General features: G+C 49.4%; 20 protein-coding genes. 6 read left to right on the top strand and 14 right to left on the bottom strand.

The window, feature by feature from the left end; genetic code table 11:
* Positions 1-37: 37 nt before the first annotated feature.
* The 5 genes from P2G53_RS07490 to P2G53_RS07470 all read right to left on the bottom strand — a co-directional run bounded on the left by P2G53_RS07490 (position 38) and on the right by P2G53_RS07470 (position 3,903).
* Positions 38-535: a DUF4411 family protein gene (locus tag P2G53_RS07490; RefSeq protein WP_275815787.1), complete on the bottom strand. Its 498-nt coding sequence runs from the start codon at positions 533-535 to the stop codon at positions 38-40.
* On the bottom strand, positions 532-1,674 hold the full coding sequence (locus tag P2G53_RS07485) for an XRE family transcriptional regulator (protein WP_275815786.1): 1,143 nt from the start codon (positions 1,672-1,674) through the stop codon (positions 532-534). Before P2G53_RS07485 ends, P2G53_RS07490 begins: the two co-directional genes overlap by 4 nt.
* Before the next feature lie 103 nt (positions 1,675-1,777).
* Positions 1,778-2,443: a DUF2726 domain-containing protein gene (locus tag P2G53_RS07480; RefSeq protein ID WP_275815785.1), complete on the bottom strand. Its 666-nt coding sequence runs from the start codon at positions 2,441-2,443 to the stop codon at positions 1,778-1,780.
* Positions 2,444-2,454: 11 nt separating this feature from the next.
* Positions 2,455-2,970: a hypothetical protein gene (locus P2G53_RS07475; protein WP_275815784.1), complete on the bottom strand. Its 516-nt coding sequence runs from the start codon at positions 2,968-2,970 to the stop codon at positions 2,455-2,457.
* 273 nt (positions 2,971-3,243) lie between these two features.
* Positions 3,244-3,903: a methyltransferase domain-containing protein gene (locus P2G53_RS07470; RefSeq protein ID WP_275815782.1), complete on the bottom strand. Its 660-nt coding sequence runs from the start codon at positions 3,901-3,903 to the stop codon at positions 3,244-3,246.
* 197 nt (positions 3,904-4,100) lie between these two features.
* Here P2G53_RS07470 and P2G53_RS07465 point away from each other — a divergent pair, with 197 nt between their 5' ends.
* From P2G53_RS07465 to P2G53_RS07450, 4 genes are all read left to right on the top strand, one after another.
* Positions 4,101-4,535, top strand: coding sequence for a potassium channel family protein (locus tag P2G53_RS07465; protein WP_275815780.1), 435 nt, complete (start codon positions 4,101-4,103; stop codon positions 4,533-4,535).
* A 55-nt stretch (positions 4,536-4,590) separates the two neighbouring features.
* A complete protein-coding gene (locus P2G53_RS07460; protein ID WP_275815778.1) occupies positions 4,591-5,160 on the top strand; it encodes a hypothetical protein in 570 nt (189 codons plus the stop codon).
* A gap of 210 nt (positions 5,161-5,370) precedes the next feature.
* Entirely contained in the window at positions 5,371-5,739 is a 369-nt protein-coding gene (locus P2G53_RS07455) for an acyloxyacyl hydrolase (RefSeq protein WP_275815776.1), read from the top strand.
* Positions 5,740-5,935: 196 nt separating this feature from the next.
* Positions 5,936-6,331, top strand: coding sequence for a carboxymuconolactone decarboxylase family protein (locus tag P2G53_RS07450; RefSeq protein WP_275815774.1), 396 nt, complete (start codon positions 5,936-5,938; stop codon positions 6,329-6,331).
* Between the two features lie 116 nt (positions 6,332-6,447).
* On the opposite strand, the gene P2G53_RS07445 is transcribed toward P2G53_RS07450, so the two are convergent.
* The 6 genes from P2G53_RS07445 to P2G53_RS07420 all read right to left on the bottom strand — a co-directional run bounded on the left by P2G53_RS07445 (position 6,448) and on the right by P2G53_RS07420 (position 13,520).
* On the bottom strand, positions 6,448-6,786 hold the full coding sequence (locus P2G53_RS07445; protein WP_275815772.1) for a zinc ribbon domain-containing protein YjdM: 339 nt from the start codon (positions 6,784-6,786) through the stop codon (positions 6,448-6,450).
* Between the two features lie 257 nt (positions 6,787-7,043).
* Complete coding sequence (locus P2G53_RS07440) at positions 7,044-7,391, bottom strand: Hpt domain-containing protein (RefSeq protein WP_275815770.1); 348 nt, start codon at positions 7,389-7,391, stop codon at positions 7,044-7,046.
* A gap of 208 nt (positions 7,392-7,599) precedes the next feature.
* Positions 7,600-9,981 carry an Ig-like domain-containing protein gene (locus P2G53_RS07435; protein ID WP_275815768.1) on the bottom strand — a complete coding sequence of 794 codons (2,382 nt, stop codon included), beginning with the start codon at positions 9,979-9,981 and terminating at the stop codon, positions 7,600-7,602.
* Positions 9,982-10,288: 307 nt separating this feature from the next.
* Positions 10,289-12,139: a S8 family serine peptidase gene (locus P2G53_RS07430; protein ID WP_275815766.1), complete on the bottom strand. Its 1,851-nt coding sequence runs from the start codon at positions 12,137-12,139 to the stop codon at positions 10,289-10,291.
* A gap of 203 nt (positions 12,140-12,342) precedes the next feature.
* Positions 12,343-12,915 (bottom strand): DUF2726 domain-containing protein, encoded by a 573-nt coding sequence (locus tag P2G53_RS07425; RefSeq protein WP_275815764.1) that lies wholly within the window; start codon positions 12,913-12,915, stop codon positions 12,343-12,345.
* A gap of 92 nt (positions 12,916-13,007) precedes the next feature.
* Positions 13,008-13,520 carry a YgjP-like metallopeptidase domain-containing protein gene (locus tag P2G53_RS07420; RefSeq protein ID WP_275815762.1) on the bottom strand — a complete coding sequence of 171 codons (513 nt, stop codon included), beginning with the start codon at positions 13,518-13,520 and terminating at the stop codon, positions 13,008-13,010.
* A gap of 70 nt (positions 13,521-13,590) precedes the next feature.
* Between P2G53_RS07420 and P2G53_RS07415 the strand changes: the two genes are divergently transcribed.
* Together P2G53_RS07415 and P2G53_RS07410 are read left to right on the top strand one after the other, a co-directional pair.
* Positions 13,591-14,724: a methyltransferase gene (locus tag P2G53_RS07415; protein WP_275815760.1), complete on the top strand. Its 1,134-nt coding sequence runs from the start codon at positions 13,591-13,593 to the stop codon at positions 14,722-14,724.
* 17 nt (positions 14,725-14,741) lie between these two features.
* Complete coding sequence (locus P2G53_RS07410) at positions 14,742-15,197, top strand: CopD family protein (protein WP_275815758.1); 456 nt, start codon at positions 14,742-14,744, stop codon at positions 15,195-15,197.
* A 228-nt stretch (positions 15,198-15,425) separates the two neighbouring features.
* On the opposite strand, the gene P2G53_RS07405 is transcribed toward P2G53_RS07410, so the two are convergent.
* From P2G53_RS07405 to P2G53_RS07395, 3 genes are all read right to left on the bottom strand, one after another.
* Positions 15,426-16,451, bottom strand: coding sequence for a sensor domain-containing diguanylate cyclase (locus tag P2G53_RS07405; protein WP_275815756.1), 1,026 nt, complete (start codon positions 16,449-16,451; stop codon positions 15,426-15,428).
* Positions 16,448-17,530: a hypothetical protein gene (locus P2G53_RS07400; RefSeq protein WP_275815754.1), complete on the bottom strand. Its 1,083-nt coding sequence runs from the start codon at positions 17,528-17,530 to the stop codon at positions 16,448-16,450. Before P2G53_RS07400 ends, P2G53_RS07405 begins: the two co-directional genes overlap by 4 nt.
* 259 nt (positions 17,531-17,789) lie before the next feature.
* Positions 17,790-17,933: a hypothetical protein gene (locus P2G53_RS07395; RefSeq protein ID WP_275815752.1), complete on the bottom strand. Its 144-nt coding sequence runs from the start codon at positions 17,931-17,933 to the stop codon at positions 17,790-17,792.
* Positions 17,934-17,938: the final 5 nt, after the last annotated feature.

Genomic DNA, 17,938 nt, shown 5'->3' with positions numbered 1-17,938 from the left:
CAACTGTCTGGGCTTTTTACTAATACAGCAGTCTTTTTTAACTATTAGGCTCAAGCACAAAGCGTGCATTTAACTCACGAAGAAACTGGAATGTATTTAAACAAGGCACTTCAAACAGCTGACATATATTTGGAACCTTAACTTTTTTTGCATTTGGTGCCACTGTTGCTTCATGTGTAACCACAGTCGCGCCAATTACTTTTGCTTTAGCAATTATCCAAGGATCAGCCTTTGCTAAGAAACCATCTCGGTTTCCTGAATTATAATCACCACCCATAACTGATTGAACAAGATTCCCAAAAACCTCTTGAGTTTCAGCATCATCGTTTTTGATAAAATGCTCCGGTCTTGCTTTAACCCATTCTGCAAGCTCATCATTACCATCTTTAAGCTCACGCCCAATCATTTCTACACTTGCAATTACACCGTTCTTAAATTGCCTATCTAACCAATCCCAATAAGCAGGACAAATATCCATACCATAATATTGATTCTTAGCTTGAATATAAGTATTTGCATCCAACAAATATCTCAAATGCCTAACTCCTTAGCAAAAACAGAAATTTTACTGGGCTTTATACCACCGAGGAGCTCACTAGCTTCTCTCAATAAAAGCTGTCCATTCAAAGCTTCTCCAACAACAGCCTTAGAAAAGGTCTGGCTTATTTGTGCCTTTTTAGCTTTATAGTAAGTAGGCCCAGAGCCTGATTTATCCCTATTTTTATATTCTTCTTTTAGCTTAGAAATGTAACCAACGTAGTCTTTTTCATCTATAAAACCTAAAGTTAAAGCCCTGCGAGCCAGAACCCATTTACTTACATGAAAGTGTGCTTCCAAAGCAGGTAAATTATCTTGCCAGTCAACTAAGTCCTGTAACCATTTATCACGAAACTCATTGGCAGGCACCAAAAATTCGGCAGCAACTGCATTACAGAAGACTTCTTCTTGCCGTTGAGAATGAGTACTCCCATCAGAGACACCAGATTGCCCTATCCATATATGACAAAGCTCATGTATTAATGTAAATAACCTTGCACCTGGAGCGTCGGCATGATTCACAAACAAGATAGGTGCGTACTCATCTACAATAGCAAACCCTCGAAACTCTTTAACTTGCAACGGGCGTGTATGATGACCAAGGTTACTTTGTCGCATCACTAAAATCCCTAGACTTTCAACACGTTTAACCAAATCTCGGTAATAATCTTCCCACTTGCCACGAACAGGATGCTCTGCAACTTGCAGTTGAGATCTCATATCAGCTACAACGGCCTGAACACTATCACGCGCTGAGAATTTCCCCACGACTGAGATTGGGTCAGCGAGATGAAGTTTCAAATACTCTTTAAACCAGGCCTGACGCTGAAGCATAAGTTTCAGCAGATCCATAAGCTCAGCACTTGGACGGTCCACACCATTACTATCAACAGTCCGCAAATCCGGTATTGGTAGGCTTTCCTCTGGGGGCTCTTCCAGAAATAAAAAACCAAATGGGATATATGCCTTCTCGGAAAATCGCATTGCCTGATTAAAAGTTATTGGTTTCTTTCCAGACTCCCATTCTTGGAGGCGCTCCAAAGAAACTCCGCATTTTTTGGCAAACTGTGGCGCAATGATGCCGGAGCGCTCACGCGCCCAACTGAGCATAGCAGTATTAATGTTTGCCGTAGACATAACTTATCCTCATTCTTCCTTGAATTATAACCAAAAAGCCACAGTGACACAGATACCAAATAATAGAAGGAGAATTAATTGTTTGAAGGTCAGAGTACATGTATCACCTAACCGTTTCACGGATCTTTTCCACCTGAAGCTCTGTACTTTCAGCCGTTAAACTTTCAGACAATTTTTGATATTTAGACACCTGTTCTGGACTAGCTTTTCCTAGCAGTTGCGGAGCGACGTTCTCGCCACCTGCAAGCACGGCCTCCCCAGCTCCGAAGTGCCCTGAAAGCGCTGCGTTCACCTCTTTCAAATGGTAAGCACGTTTCGCAGGAATACGAATTAACGGTAATCCCGCATCTACACAAACACTATCCAGCAACTCATCCCTTTGCTGCCGATGTTTCTGGTTATGGCTCTTATCATCCAGTTCAATCACACAAACGGGGCTCAGGGTATCTGCGGTACAGATCACAAAATCGAAGTGTTTGGCGCTGATGGCATTAAAGGCTTTCTGCCACTGGCTGCGATTACAGGAGGGGTTGGGTTCTATCAGGTCGGCTACCCGAACTTTACCGAAAACACGATACTGCTGTTTGTCGATCACCTGATCCAGCACACCCAGAAAAGAACGTTCGGCGGGAGTAAACAGGGTTTGTTTCTGTCGGTATCCTAACCCTCTAATACTGCTGGTTTTCCCTGCATTGAGTTTGAGAGCCAGCAGTTTCAGCGCCACCAAAAACAGTAGACCAGCGATCACCAGTTTCAGAATCCCTTCCATTTATCACGTCCTTAGTCGATGGCGTTACACACCTGATCACGTTGCTGAATCACATACGGGTCTTTGTTGCGCAGGGCTTCCATGCGCAGGATAGAGCACTGTTGGCGCTGCGCCTGACTGGCATCACTGGTAGCGTTAGGGTTACTTCTGCGCACCTCTGCAATCGTCGGCTTATATTGACTGGCAGCATTACAGTAGAGCTGTGTCTGGCGAGTATGCGCCCAGTGCGAGCTTGGGTTTTGAGTCAGGTAGCGGCAGGTTTCATGAAAGAACTGTTGCGCAGACTGACCACATTTTGAAAAGGCTAGAAGGTCCTGCTTCAGATGTGCGCAGACACTGTTGGGTCGCAAGCGCCATAGCTGATACTCATAGGTCACCCGTTGGCCATTAAACTCAACCTGTTTGCTTTCAATACGGGTGTTCATTCGCTCTGTGGCATGTTCAACAAAGCTGTCTGAGAGTGTGAGGATAAAACTGCTGTAGGCTTCGGCAACCGGATTGCCTGCATAACTCAGGTCAGTTGACACAGAAAAGAGTAAAACCAACAAGGCCGCTGGTTTGATTAACCAAGATCGATACAACCGCTTAAATTCCAGCGCCGTACAATTGCGCAGGTGAATACAATCCCTGTTTTCCAACACGCCCAGCCCCTTCCATATCCCTGCAGACGTAAATTACCAATAGATGGCTTTTTCTCAGTGTGCCCTGCACATGCCGCTAAGGCAACAGATGTGAGACTAAGGACTGAAGAGGGGCGGAAGCAGGTTCTGTTTTACCGGGCAAGGCAGGACGTGGGAGTCTTACGCCGCCCGCCAGAATTTCAGAATATCGCCTTTGAATGCCTGCTCCAGATACTCAGTATCATCTGGTTTGAGGTATTGATGCGCAAAACCCTGCGCTGCAAGACGATCGCCGAGTTTGCTTTTGCGGCCACGGCCCGGGTCCACCAGCACTATTTCACAGGCTGGCCGTGCATGGCGCTGAATAAAATCCGCCAGCAGTTTGATGTGCTGATCTTCGTAAAGCAGATCACTGCCGATAATCAGATCAAACACGCCCAGCTCGTCAGCATCATCTGCCCAGTCAACGCGCTCATAGGCAATCGGTTGATCGCCGTTCAGTCGGGTATTGCGCAGCAGAAAACCGCCTACCTCCGGGTGATAGTCAGTGGCCGTAATATCGTCCTGGCGCTTATTGAGCAGCAAACTGGAAAGCGCCATGCCACAGCCAATTTCGAGAATACGTTTTCCCTGCGTGTCGAAGTCAGCCATGTAATGTGCCAGCACCAGACTGGAGGGCCAGACCACACCAAAGATCGGCCAGGATGCGGAGGAGATACCCAGTGCTTCGGCTTCGCCCGACGGGTCATGAAATTGCTGGTTATCACGCAGGGTACAAAGATGGATATCGGTTTTACCAAGCTCAATGGTCTGGTAACGAATACGTAGCGATGTTGTCATGCCTATCCCAATAGTTGGTCAGCTATCGGAGATAAGTGACAAATTATGAATATTCCTAGGGTAGAGAGATTTAGGTCAATGCACAAACCTTTCTCGCGGCCGACACTCTGAAGAGCACTGTTTTTTACCGGCACACGACTGCCAAAACGATAACCAGTGATACACTTTCAGAAAACCTGTGAGAGCACAGATCAATCATGCAGATGGTTTATATTTTCCTGATCAACTCCCTCGTGGTGGCCATTACGGTCATGGTGCATTACGAATTTCTCTATCGGGTCACACTGTATATCCCGAAAATGAATATCCGTCACCGCTACCGCATCGTGTATGGCGTTTTCAGTGCGCTGATTGCCCACTCCATCGAGATCTGGATCTTCGGGCTGGTGTATTACTTTATGAACATGGTGCAGGTCTGGGGCAGTCTCACCGGCAATATTGACGGCAGCCTGATGGATTGCGCCTACTTCTCTTTCACGGTGTTTACCACACTGGGGTTCGGTGACATTGAGCCAATAGGCCATATTCGCTATCTGACCGGCATTGAATCACTGACCGGACTGGTGCTGATTACCTGGACCGCTTCCTTCCTGTTTGTCGAGATGCAGAAGCACTGGAATAGCCGGGAGTAAACTGCCAAACACTCTGTAAAACCTTAATCCATTCAGAATATTGAGGTTTGTAACGATGAAACAGATCCGCATCAGTGCTGTGACTTTGTGCTTCATGCTGTTTTTAAATGGCTGTGCGGTGGTCACCACCGATTTTTATCAGCCGTCAGGTGACCAGATTGAATTGACGGGCGCAGCCTGCAGCAATGGCATCAATAACACTGCGCTGCTGAAACGGGACGAGGTGTTTGTTTACCTGAAAATTGTTTTTGCTGAGACCGGTGAAAAACTGATTCTGACGATTGAGGTGCCAGAAAATCAGACGGTTGAGCTGCTGACAAACAGCCTGCAGATCAATCAGCAGTCGGTGCCGCTGCCAACAGTGCAGGTGTATGACCACTTTAAACTGATCGAATATCCTGACACTCACCTCTTTGAAGGTGCCGGTATACGCAAGTGGCGCCTGGTTGTTTCAACTGACACCCCTATTCCACGGGTGTTTGTCTATATACATCCTATGCCGCAGCATCAATCGCACTACTCCGTGCAACTACCCGCGATGAAGATCAATGGCGCTGACACGCACATTCCACTCATCCAATTTGAGCAGCGCCATAAAACCCATGTCAGCCCAATCAACTGCTGATTTTGGCTGCCTTCCGCTTTAACACAGCGGATCGCATCGGCAACGACTGGTGGTTTTCTGAGTTTTAGGGCTATACCTGTATTAACAACCTGTGGCCAGATGGAGCCTTAAATGAGAGCGCATACGTACCTCACAACAGCAGTTCTGACGTGTTGTTTATGTAGCCCCAGCCAGGCAGCCTCACTCAGTCTCGGCGCGGGAGCAGTCGGGGTGTTTAACAGCGAAGCCAACCTTGCCCTGCAGATCGGCTATAACGCTAACCCGATGCCTAAATGGTGGGGCATAGAACCGATTGCTAACCTGCTGCTGGCAGAGAAAAGCACCCACTACCTCAGTGCCGGCCTGCAAAAAAGTTTTGTTGTAAATCAGGATTGGGGCTGGGGAGTCAGTGCAGAAGCGGGTTATTACCATACCAATGATGCCGAGCAGGATCTGGGCTATGACACCATCTTCAAGACCCGCATATTTGTCGATTATGGCCAGTTCAGACTGGCGCTGAGCCATCTGTCTAATGCGGATCTGGGAGACCACAATCCCGGCAGTGAAACAGTGATTCTGAGCTGGAAAATACCGCTATGACTGCTGAGTACACGACATTCACCGCGTTGTTTTAGCGGCAGATCAGACGGCCACAGACCGATAGTCAGATTTATCTAAAATTATAACCCGGCAATATAATAGTCAGATCTAACCAGTGATCCCCACCGTGGGTGATGGCTAAGCTTTGGGCACACGCTACCCAACAACATCACCAAAACTAACGAGGGATCACCCCATGAAAACCATAAAAAACACCTTCTGCATCCTGATGCTGTTACTGCTGGCACCACTGACCATGGCAGCCGATGTGCCGGACTTTATTCAGAAAACCTTCCCTGAACATGCAATCAGCTCACGGATGGATGCTGACAATATCCTGATGGGCAAAGATGCCAAACTGGCTGCAAAAACCCGAGAATTGATCATGCTGGGTGTGTCTGCGCAGATTCCATGTGAATACTGTGTCTACGCACATTCACGTTTTGCCAAAGCGAATGGGGCCACTGAAGCAGAGATCAAAGAGGCGCTGGCAGCAGCAGCCTATGTACGTCACTGGAGTACCATTCTGAACGGTATGGAATATGACGTTGATCTGTTCAAGGCTGAAGTCGACAAGTTCCTGGCCAAATAAGCCCGAACCTGAACTATTCAGGAGCGGCTGGAGAGCGCCTCCACACCTGTATCAGACGGCTCAGAGTCGCTCTGAGCTCCCCAGCCAATGTAACCTGTTGCCTGAGCGGTTTTCGCTCAGGCTTTTTTGACAAATTCCGATTTAAGCTGCATTGCGCCAATGCCGGGGATCTTGCAGTCGATGTTGTGATCGCCGTCCACCAGCCGAATGCTTTTGACCTTGGTACCAACTTTAACCACAGAAGAAGAACCCTTCACTTTCAGATCTTTGATTACCGTCACGGCGTCGCCATCTACCAGGCGATTACCATTGGCGTCAATGACGACTAAGCCATCATCACTGCTGGTAGCAGAATCTTCGTTCCATTCGTGAGCACATTCCGGACAGACAAACTGAATACCGTCTTCGTAGGTATATTCTGAGCCGCAGGCCGGACAGGGAGGTAGTTGTGACATAGTGGTCTCCTGAATTTCAAGCGCGCCATTATGCCAGATCAGAGCCGCTTTAGGGGGCTTTTCCTTACACTAAACATGGATTAAACCATTCAGAATCCGGAACTACCCGTAACTAGGGACACACTGCAGTGTTAATGAAGCGATTAAATCAGGGATGGATTCACAACAGCGCGGCAACCGCCCATGGAAGAAGTAAAACAGAACAGCGTGCGTCAGTTACAGCACACTGCCCTGCCTGTTTGTAAAACGCCCTGATATCAAGAGGCCAGGACGATCTGACTATCCAGACGGATGCGCTCCATCACGGTTTCAAACACTCTGAACAGCGCTTGTGCGTGGGCCAGATTACCCGCTTTACAGCCCAGCTCCATTTCGAGGCAAAGTCGGCTGGCTTCATGCGCTGACAGGTTGCTGGAGATACCCTTCAGACTATGAATCAGCTCACGGGCCTGCGCCATGTCACCCGCAGCCAGGCTGTCCTGAATCATAGGGTGTTGCTTTTCATATTCATCCAGATAACCCTGTAATACACGCAAAAACAGGGATTGATTGTCCAGCATACGCTGCATGGCTTCCGCCACGTCTATACCTTCAATGTGCATCATGGATATGTGAATCCTGGCTTCATGTCCTTCGGTCTTAACTGATCAACCCGATTTAAAACCGGGTCAGGGCTTTTTCGCATTGTTTCACAAGTTGTAAATAAAAAACTGATTCAGGTCAAAAGCAGTTTAATTCAGGCATTCGAAGTCTATCTAAAACGCAAAACCGGCAGCCTGAGCTGCCGGTTTATATGCGGCTGTAATCTGTTATTTAACAGCTGGTTTTACGTGGATTACACTTGCCGCCGCCAGTGCCACCGCCATCGGTGGCGCCATCACGGGTGATACTGATATTGACGATACCGGTCGCAGTACCGCCGTTACCATCGCTGATGGTGTAGGTAAAGGTATCACCACCGCGTTTACTGCCGCTGGTGTATTCGAGCTGATCACCCACAATGCTGACTGAGCCTTTACCACCTTGCGTGACGCTGAGGATCGACAATGTATCGCCCTCGGGATCACTGTCGTTGGCCAGCACATCAATCAAGACTGCGCTGCTCATGGCGACAGTAGCACTATCATCCACGGCCACCGGTGCCTGATTGGCTGCAGTCACCTCATTCACGGTAATCGTCACTGTAGCGGCTACGCTTTGGTCAAAGCCATCACTCACCGTATAGGTAAAACTGTCAATACCAAAGAAACCAGCATTTGGCGTGTAGGTTAAGGCACTACCTGACAGGGTAACACTGCCATTCGCACCCTGAGTGTAGGTGGCAATACTCAGCGCATCGCCGTCTGCATCAGTGTCGTTCGTCAGTACAGTGATGGTGATTGCAGTATCCTGATCCAGCACTGCGTTGTCGGCATCGGCGACCGGAATCTGGTTAGGATCTGTGGTGGCACTGGCCATGGTTGACCAGGTGGTTTCATTGCCATACTGATCACGCGCCTGCACCGAGAAGGTATAGGAAGCCCCCGGTTTCAAACCTGTGGCCACATAACTGGAACCTGACTGCCAGCCACTGAAGGTGCAACCGGTATCACCCGCGGTGCAGAGGAACATGTACTCCACAACACCTGAGTCATCAGTCGCCGTTTGCGAGGTCATACTGATACTGGTGCGGCTGGTCGCCGCTGGCAGCGCTGCCCAGCCCAGAGGGTTTGGAGTTGGCGGATCAAGATCGGTCACCGTCACTACAGGCTGAACAGTACCGGAAATGTAGTACATACCCAGACTGCCATAATCAGAATATGGCGTCACCGCATTGCCCACACCACGCACTTCAAGGTAATAACGACCCGCCGCAAGGCTCAGATTGAACTGAGCGATGGTTTCATCTTCCGGCTCAGCCGTGGCTACCCAGTTACCGAATTCATCATAAACGGTCGCTTCGATATCCAGATTAGCGCCACGACGATAGTCGTCGTAAAACGCTTCCCAGGCGGGAATCACATTCAGGGTTACACCACCGGCTGCAGTATCAAACCAGAACATGTCGGTATCAACGGATGTTTCTATCACGCCCTTGTTATTCGGTTCCGCATTGGTCGCGTCAAATTCAGGCGTGGTCACGTAAAGGACACCATTCGCATCCACCTGCAATGGCGTCGCACCTGTCAGGTCACCCGCATGGTCATCTGGCCGGTAGTTCAATTGGGAGCTCAGGATCGCAATATCATCCTGCAGGTTATTGGCATTGGGGTATTCACCTTTACTCCATTGGGTGACATGACTGTAATAGCCCACACCCATGATCGGACCCCATTTCACATAACCCGCACCCTGCCCTGAGTAATAGCTTGCGCCGCCGTTTACACCATCATGTCCCAGGCCCATATTGTGGCCAAACTCATGACTGGCGGCTTCGGCAACATAGTGCGGGTAGCCGTTCCCGAGGCGATTGAAATACACCAGCGCTGGCTGATAAGTGGTGTAATAGGATGCGCCCCATACGCCCACATAGGCAACGCCACCAGCACCCTGAGAAGGCATCGCCTGCCCTGTTCCATCCGTATCTTCGGTAATCAACACATGACCGACGGTTGGGCCGAAAGCACCCGGATCTTCGGTCGTGACATCAATATCAAACGGCGCCAGATCCTCGGCAACGCGATGCCAGATCGCTGCAATCGCCGCCCGTTCACTCTCACTGAAACTGCCCGGCAGACCATCGGTATCATAGGGCAGCGCATTAAAACTGCTAACACCGTAGGCGTTATTCCAGGCTTTGCCGGAAATCACATGGCCATCAAAGTCGAGGAACACCACCTTGCTGGCACCCGGACGGCTGTGCAGTTTAAACACCTGCTCCGGTGCACTGGCCACCACCGTTGACGCTTCACTTGCAACTGGGGCCTCTGCAGGTACTTCAGTATCGGCATAATAAATACCGCCTTCAGGATCGGCCCGCAGGTATTCATAATCCTCAGTCGGAATCTCAAACCGAGCCAGCCATTCCAGCGCCTGCTGTTGTGCGGCGGCGGGCAACTTTTCGATTTGTGACTTAAGACGTCCGGGCGGTAACTGCTCCACATCGCCCGCAAAACCGGCCGCAAACGGCCCCGCTCCGCCGGGTTGTGCTGATACAGAGTGCGCGCCAAGGCTTAAGGCGCACAGTCCTGATACGACAAGGTGGGATAGTTTCATTGTTGTTCTCCTGTTATCGCGCCCGCACTATGCATCCGGTCCACCGGCTGCATAGTCGTTTCCTTCCTTTTTTCGGGCTTGTCATCTGCCCGGCAATACATTGGGCTATCACAGTATTTGCCGAACAATAAATTCTGGTATGCAGGCTAGAATAAACCCACACAAAAAATACGTAAAGCATTATTTTATAAGGAAATTTTTACAACAATTTTACGTTTTTTTGATAAAAACAATTACCTGTTGTAAAAAATACAGCCGACATAATGTCGGCTGTAGGGTTAGGGGTCGAGCAGAGGATTGTCTGTAGTTAGTACACCGCCTCGCTTGAGCAGACTTGGGTTCCGGCATTGCACACCTTATAGCTGTATTTGGTGTAGCCGTATGAGGTCAGTGTATGGTTGCCATCGTTGGCAGTGGTTGCAGCGATTGAACCGTTTCGATAGATATCAACCTTACTGGCGGTACTGCCACTCCATTTCACATAGGTGGTTTTCACAATCCAGGATTGCTTGCCCGACAGGCTGATAGTCAGTTTATCCTGCACCGGCGCTGTCACAGTGACACTGGATGTTTTGGTATGCGTAGCACCCTTGTCATCGGTCACGGTCAGACTGACATTGTAATTACCCGCTGCAGCATAACTGTGTGATGCGGAAACGCCGGATGATTTAGCGCTATCACCAAAGTTCCAGTTATAGCTGACCACTGAGCCATCCGCATCAGTAGAGCCACTGCCGTTAAAGCTACAGGCCAGTTTGTTACAGCTAAAACTGAAGCTGGCGACAGGCGCAGTATTTTCAGCCGCTGGTGCAGGTACCGTCCACTCAGCCAGAGTCGTCAGCGCATCCGCTGCCTGAATCAGGCCATAACCATAGACACTGTCATACCCCGCCGCGCCCAGATCAACACTGCTGATTTTGATCAGGTCACGCACTTCAGCCGGGCTCAGATCAACATCCCGCTCCAGCAACATGGCCGCCAGGGCCGAGACATGCGGTGTTGCCATGGAGGTACCCTGATAAAAGAAGTAGCTCCAGCGACCGTCACGCACGGTTTCCTGCAATACACCATCGGTGTAGCCGTCACCATCCGCATCGACATTCACATCACCACCCGGCGCCATCACATCCAGATACTTACCGTAGTTGGAATAAGGTGCCCGCTTGTCGTTGTAATCCGTTGCGCCCACAGCAAGGGTGGTTTTGTAACTCGCTGGATACGCTACATTGGCTGAGTAATTGTCATTACCCGCCGCTGCCGCCACCACTACACCATGTGTTTCGGCATAATCGAGCGCCGGTGCCAGAACACTGTCAGTGGTCATACCGGAAGAAGCCTTGGCACCCAGACTCAGGTTTATGACTTTAGCGCCGTGATCCACTGCATGGTAAATACCGGCAGCGATGTCAACAAAGGTACCGGTACCACTGTCATTTAACACTTTGACCGGCATTACACAGGCACCAAACGCCATACCGGCAACACCACGACCGTTATCGGTGATCTGGGCTACCGTGCCACTCACGTGGGTACCGTGCCCGTTACCGTCAATCCAGCCATTACTGTTGCCGGTAAAGTCTTTGGCATTCGCCAGACAAGTGTTTACGCCATCACGACCGGTGGTATCAAACCCACTGTCGAGCACGGCAACAACCACACCCGATCCGGTCGCCATATCCCAGGCCTGATTGGCCTGTACGGCATCAAGATGCCACTGAAAACCGCGGTAGGTATCATTTACAACCTCTGATGCCTCGGCAATCAGGTTGTAGTCCGCTGAAACACCTTCATCACGAAAGGATTCAATAAATGCTTTTTCCAGCCCCGGCGGCACCGACAGCAGGACCTGTCCAGACTGGGGCAGGTGTTTGAGTACCCGATAAGGCTGAAAATCGTCCGGCTGCCCTGCCACAACAATCTGAGCAGGCATAAAAGCAACTGGAGGTTCTGCATCCTGCTTTGCCCCGGCATCATTTCGACTTGCGTCGGTTCCCTTCAGGACACGCACTGACAGACCGAAGTCAATGTCAGACGCTACCTGCGCCGAGGAACGATTGTTGTTTACAGTTCCAGCTGCCAGCACTGATCCCGAAACCATTAATCCGATGGTTATCGAGAGTGTACACACAGCGGCCAGAACCCGCTTAGGACAAGGCATGTTCGATCTCCTCTGCCATTGATTGGATGCTGCTCAAGCACCACTGAAGGAGGAGATCGGCGCAAAAAACAGGCACTAAAGTGCCACTAAGTGCCTTTTTTTAGGGATAATTTTATTAATTTTTTGTATTTGTACAGAGGCCCGTATTCGCAGCACGGGGCCGTACATTAGCGTTTGAAAATATTTTGACCCAGATCAATAAATCAGGTCGCAGAAAGGGGCTCAAAGGAGACTTTACGGGCATCAGCCAGCGCTGAAACCTGCTGCAACTCATTTTCAGACATACTGGCAACGGTGTTTTCAAACCGCTCAATCAGCTCCGTCAGGTTGTAACCTTTCTGAACGGGTACCCGCAGGATCGGCAGGGCCACCTGATAACAGAACCCTTCCAGTTCCAGATCACGGCGATAGTCTTTGTTGCTTTCATAGCGGTGATCATCCAGCTCTACCAGACAGATGATCTCACCGTCGGTCGCATTACAGACGACATAATCGATAATCTTGCCCGACACCGCTCTCAGGGCCCGTTTCACCTGTCCCGGTGATTTCGCCTGTGAGGGTTCAATCAATTGGGTGATTGGCACCTTGCAGTGCACGCGGTAACGATCACCCACGGCTTTTTCCAGAATCGATCTGAAAGTCATTTCGACCGGGGTGAGTTTGGGGATAACCGGGATTGCTGCAGCAGCACGACGCCAGCGTATGAGCAGCCAGAGTAGCAACAAAACCACCAGCAGCCCAAGCAAACCATAGCCTGTTTCCATGCTTAACGACACGCGTCCGATCCCCGTAAAATAAAGGCTAAATTGTAGCGATTCAGCCTTTCGCTTGCACCAGAAAATCGTTGTCTAATCCGGTGAAACAGCAATTAATAGAGCGGCCCTATTAATTCGCACTGCACCATATAGAGCCTGAGATCAAGCTCAAGCTGATGATAGTCAGGCTCCATATAACAGCACAGATTATAAAAAGCCCGGTTGTGATCCTGTTCACGCAGGTGCGCCAACTCATGTACCAGAATCATCCGCAGAAAAGCTTCAGGCATCTGCCGAAAACGCGCATCAATTTTGATTTCGCGTTTTGCCTTAAGACGGCCGCCCTGCACCCGCGAAGCCCGGCTGTGCGCCCCCAGCGCATGCAGCAGCACACTGATTTTTTCATCGTAAGCCACTTTACTCAGTGGTGGCGTTTGTTTCAGATAACGATTTTTTATCCCCTGAGTATAGTCATATAACGCCTGTGAGCTGCGGATATCATGCGCCGTCGGATAGCGCTGCAGTAACCAGTTGCCAAGCCGCTCCTGCGCAATCAACTGGCGCGCCTGGGATTGAATGGTGTCGCCATAACCGGCGATATATCGGAATGGATCTGCTTTTTGCATAAGACTGTTCTGAACCGCAGCATAGGGCCACAGCTATGATAAAATCAGCATTTTACCGCGGATCTGATTTATGCAAACCCTCTCTGTGCCTCAGGGCAGTTTTCAGCTCAGTCTTTTCCCGCGCCGCCCCAAAGAAACCCTGAGGGCCTGGGATGCAGCCGACGAGTATCTGCTCAATCACCTGAGTGAGTTGGGTTTGCTGGCAGATTCGCCGCGTATTTTGATTATCAATGACGCCTTTGGCAGTCTGATGACCGCTTTACATGTCTGGCAGCCCACCCTGATTTCCGACTCCTGGCTGGCCCATGAGGCAACCCGGGCCAACTTCATTGATAACGGACTTGATCAGGACTCTGTTCACCTGAACACCAGCCTGGACTGGCCGACGGTGTCGCAGGATCTGATTATTCTGAAAATACCAAAAAGCCTGGCCATGCTTGAGGATCAACTGATTCGAATTCGGGCTTTGATGGGACCCGATACACGTCTGATCGCCGGTGGCATGGTCAAACAGATCCACAGTTCCACCCTGCAGCTGTTTGAGAAACATATCGGCCCCACCCAGACGTCACTGGCGCAGAAGAAGGCACGCCTGATTCTGCCTGAGCTTGATCCAACGCTGCCCGCTCACAGTTCACCCTATCCCTCACGTTATACCCTCGAGGGCTCTGATCTGGAGCTGATGAATCATGCCGGTGTATTTTCCCGTGACTCACTGGATATCGGCACCCGTTTTATGCTGGAACATCTGCCGGTAAATCCGCGCTTTAAACAGATTCTCGATCTGGGCTGTGGCAATGGTGTTCTTGGCATTGTCAGTGCCCAACAGCACCCTGAAGCCGAACTGACCTTTGTCGATGAATCATTTATGGCCACAGCGTCTGCCCGGGACAATTTTCAGCGCGCGTTTGAAAACCAGCGACAGGCCCGGTTTATCAATACCGACTGTCTGAGTGGAATAGCGCCGGAGAGTACAGATTTGATCCTGAATAACCCACCGTTCCATCAGCAGAATGTGGTGGGGGACTTTATTGCACGTCAGATGTTTAAACAGGCCCGGCAGGTACTGCGCTCAAGAGGAGAACTCTGGGTAGTCGGCAACCGGCACCTGGGATATCACCTGATGCTGAAAAAACTGTTTGGCCAATGCCAGACGGTGGCCGCGAATCGCAAATTTGTTATTCTGCGGGCTATTAAGCGCTAACTTATCGGAGGAGTTGCATGTCTATCGCACTGTCTTTACATCTGTTGTCTGCGGTTATCTGGGTAGGCGGCATGTTTTTCGCCTATTTCGCGTTACGACCCGCCGCCGTGGAAACATTGGAGCCGCCCGCAAGACTGACGCTGTGGGTTGCAGTGTTTAACCGATTTTTTAAATGGGTGTGGCTGGCGGTTGCCCTGCTGATTCTGACCGGACATGGCATGATCGCCCTCTACGGCGGTTTTGGCCATGTCGGTACCCATGTGCACATTATGCTAGGGACCGGCTATCTGATGATGGCTATATTCGCACACCTGTTTTTTGCCCCGTTCAAACGACTGAAACTAGCCGTCAGCGAGTCACGCTGGCCGGATGCTGGCGCACAGCTCAACCTGATCCGCAAAATTGTTGCGATTAACCTGACACTCGGCATTATCACGGTGCTGATTGCATCGGGTGGACGTTATCTACTCTAGCGCGGAATAACAGACAAAAAACTCTCACCTGTAGAGACAGTGACATCCGGATTGCCACTTAAGATTAAAGCCCTGCTTGATTGAGGCGGGGCTTTTTCATTTTCAGACCAGAAAAAATTCACATTACGCCGAATTACAATAACGGCACGTCCGAACTCTATACAGCCGCATAATTTGATTTGGGTAAAAACAGGAACCTACCGGCTGAGTGAACTTGGTCGAACGACATCAGGATGTTGTTATATTATTTCTGCCGGACCCCTTAGAGAGGTAAAGCGCTTGATCTGCAAGGCGATATAGCTCATTTAACGAAATTGATTGTACGGAAAAATCGCAGAATGATACGCCTATTGATATCGTTACGATGCCGTAGTCTGCGTTAAATTTATGAGGTATCTCACTATTCGACACAACTCGCAGCAATTTATCCGCCAGTTGCATCACTTCTTCTAAACTGCCCCCTGCCGTAAGAACGCAAAACTCCTCTCCGCCAATACGAAACAGGTAATCATTGCCTCTTCTGAAACAGCTGGCCAGCAATTCAGACACTTTCTTAAGCACCAAATCGCCAGCGTCGTGACCGTAATTGTCGTTATAGGTCTTGAAGTTATCGATATCGATAATGATAAAACCGAGGCGACTATCAAGGCGGCTCAAAGTACTCCACAAGCTTTTTGAAATATCATTGAACGAGCGGCGATTTTTCAGTCCAGTTAAGTCATCAACAACAGCCTGTCTTTTCAGCTCCCGATTTCTTTTTTCCAGGAGTTTTTCTAATGAGCGTTGAGCGGTCATATCCTGCATAAGGCCAATGGTCTTGAGGGGGATTCCACTGTTCGCTATGAAGGTTTGACAAAAATGTCGCACTATTCTGACGTCTGAACCACCAAGCACGATGCGGTGTTCAATCTGGAAGGGTTCTGCATTGATTTGCGATTGCTCATACCGCTTACTGAAATCCGGAAGATCTTCAGGATGTATCAGTTGATATAGGTCGGATAATTGTGGAGTGGCCCCCGCTGGAAGAGAAATAGCCTCCATCATTTCAGCTGAGCATTTCATTCGCCCCGTCAGTGACGCAACTTCCCAACTGAATATTTTTGCGAGGCTTTGCATAATCGCAAGCTTTTCATCATTCGCATTTACGACTGACAATCTCTGCATTAAGCGATTATTCTCAATCTCCAACTGGATCTTTTCCATCTCAAGAGATTCGATTTTCTCTTCTAACGCTTTAACGAGATCGCTATTCATTTACCAACCAATTCGGCCAGTTTCACTTCCGCCAATTTGCCCCCTAATATCCGCGACTTGATCTTGCCAAAAGCGACCTCTCTTGACGTACTTTCATCATCAGCAAAAGGGGAAAAACCACAATCATCGCAAATCCCCAACTGCAAAAGAGGAATATATTTTGCTGCTTCTAAAACCCGTTCACAGACAAGTTCGGGTGTTTCAATCTCAGGATCTACCGGATTAATGACTCCGATATAAACTCTTAAACCGGGTCGCAGACAGGTACGAATCAGACGTAAAGCCGGTGTCGGATCAGCCTCACCCGCCATAGCAATGTAAAAATTGCCTGCGCGAATGGTGAAGAGTTTTGGCAGCAGGTACTTATAATCGATATCAGCGCTATGCGCTGAATCAAGGTCACTGCCCGGACAGGTGTGCACACCAATGCGAGACCTTTCTTCATCCGTAAAGGTATCTAATACACTATTGATCAAATCGACCATGTTCTGAAGCAGCTCTCCGGACGGATCTATCTTCAGGGATAAACGTGCTTCGGTAAAATCGATCTGAACCTTATCCGCGCCCAGGTTCAGGCAACGCTGGATTTCGCGGGTATGCTGTTCTAAGACATCCCGGGTAAATTGCATTCGACTATAGCCCTCTAGCCCGTTGGCCGGATAGAGCAAACTCACCAATGAGGGCGATATGACCGCCTGCTTTACCTTAGATGCGGTGTGCTGAAGTGTGTATTCGAGAAACTGATCAGCCGTATATTGATATTTGAAGGGGCCCGATGTGAGTCGCGGTAGATGCCTAAAGTGCCCATCTGAAAAATCGATGCGAAGACCGTCTGGAGCGATGTTAGGAGCACAATGAGTGCAATAGCCAGCAAAACTATTGAATTTCTGCTGTTCACCATCCGTAACGATTTCTGCGCCCAGGTCCTCTAAAGATTTAATCGTTTCTCGGCTGGCCTGTTTTGCTAACTCGTCAAGCTGCGCTGCGGATAAGTTTCCTGCATTGAATGCATTGTAGGCCTCTATTAAATATTTCGGGCGCGGAATAGATCCAATGTTTTCCGAGGGTAACCTGATCATCGCCAGCAGTTCCAAATCACAATAGGAATTATTACGTATCAATACTCATAAGCAGATCTTATATCCCGTTGCTGCAGGCTCAAAGCCTTTAGCATTAGCTGTATAGTATGATAGTAAAGGAAGGTCCCCAGGCCGTTTCAAGGAATGATTTAAAACGGTTTTTTAAACTTTCCCAATACCGGCGAACTGCTAACAAAAAAAAGACCACTCAACTGTGGTCTTTTTTACTCCTGATGCCAATCCCGCAGAGGGCTCAAACTCACTTGGTTTTATCCTGATAAATCAGGCTGCGTACTTTAAAAAACGCCCAAGTCATTGTCGCACTCATCGCAACGATCATTACCACGCTGGGTACCAGTACTTCCAGGCTGTAAGAGTCAATCATGGTCTTGTCCTCGCTCATCTTCT

This window comes from Neptuniibacter sp. CAU 1671, from assembly GCF_029222905.1.
Taxonomy (GTDB): domain Bacteria; phylum Pseudomonadota; class Gammaproteobacteria; order Pseudomonadales; family Balneatricaceae; genus Neptuniibacter.
The sequence above is the reverse complement of the archived record's forward strand: the minus strand, read 5'-3'. Positions and strand labels throughout refer to the sequence as shown.

What these genes read in the sequence shown, in the direction of transcription:
- P2G53_RS07485 (WP_275815786.1), bottom strand. Translation starts at nt 1,674, where the DNA reads ATGTCTACGGCAAACATTAATACTGCTATGCTCAGTTGGGCGCGTGAG.
- P2G53_RS07480 (WP_275815785.1), bottom strand. Translation starts at nt 2,443, where the DNA reads ATGGAAGGGATTCTGAAACTGGTGATCGCTGGTCTACTGTTTTTGGTG.
- P2G53_RS07470 (WP_275815782.1), bottom strand. Translation starts at nt 3,903, where the DNA reads ATGACAACATCGCTACGTATTCGTTACCAGACCATTGAGCTTGGTAAA.
- P2G53_RS07465 (WP_275815780.1), top strand. Translation starts at nt 4,101, where the DNA reads ATGCAGATGGTTTATATTTTCCTGATCAACTCCCTCGTGGTGGCCATT.
- P2G53_RS07460 (WP_275815778.1), top strand. Translation starts at nt 4,591, where the DNA reads ATGAAACAGATCCGCATCAGTGCTGTGACTTTGTGCTTCATGCTGTTT.
- P2G53_RS07450 (WP_275815774.1), top strand. Translation starts at nt 5,936, where the DNA reads ATGAAAACCATAAAAAACACCTTCTGCATCCTGATGCTGTTACTGCTG.
- P2G53_RS07445 (WP_275815772.1), bottom strand. Translation starts at nt 6,786, where the DNA reads ATGTCACAACTACCTCCCTGTCCGGCCTGCGGCTCAGAATATACCTAC.
- P2G53_RS07440 (WP_275815770.1), bottom strand. Translation starts at nt 7,391, where the DNA reads ATGATGCACATTGAAGGTATAGACGTGGCGGAAGCCATGCAGCGTATG.
- P2G53_RS07435 (WP_275815768.1), bottom strand. Translation starts at nt 9,981, where the DNA reads ATGAAACTATCCCACCTTGTCGTATCAGGACTGTGCGCCTTAAGCCTT.
- P2G53_RS07430 (WP_275815766.1), bottom strand. Translation starts at nt 12,139, where the DNA reads ATGCCTTGTCCTAAGCGGGTTCTGGCCGCTGTGTGTACACTCTCGATA.
- P2G53_RS07420 (WP_275815762.1), bottom strand. Translation starts at nt 13,520, where the DNA reads ATGCAAAAAGCAGATCCATTCCGATATATCGCCGGTTATGGCGACACC.
- P2G53_RS07415 (WP_275815760.1), top strand. Translation starts at nt 13,591, where the DNA reads ATGCAAACCCTCTCTGTGCCTCAGGGCAGTTTTCAGCTCAGTCTTTTC.
- P2G53_RS07410 (WP_275815758.1), top strand. Translation starts at nt 14,742, where the DNA reads ATGTCTATCGCACTGTCTTTACATCTGTTGTCTGCGGTTATCTGGGTA.
- P2G53_RS07405 (WP_275815756.1), bottom strand. Translation starts at nt 16,451, where the DNA reads ATGAATAGCGATCTCGTTAAAGCGTTAGAAGAGAAAATCGAATCTCTT.
- P2G53_RS07400 (WP_275815754.1), bottom strand. Translation starts at nt 17,530, where the DNA reads ATGATCAGGTTACCCTCGGAAAACATTGGATCTATTCCGCGCCCGAAA.
- P2G53_RS07395 (WP_275815752.1), bottom strand. Translation starts at nt 17,933, where the DNA reads ATGAGCGAGGACAAGACCATGATTGACTCTTACAGCCTGGAAGTACTG.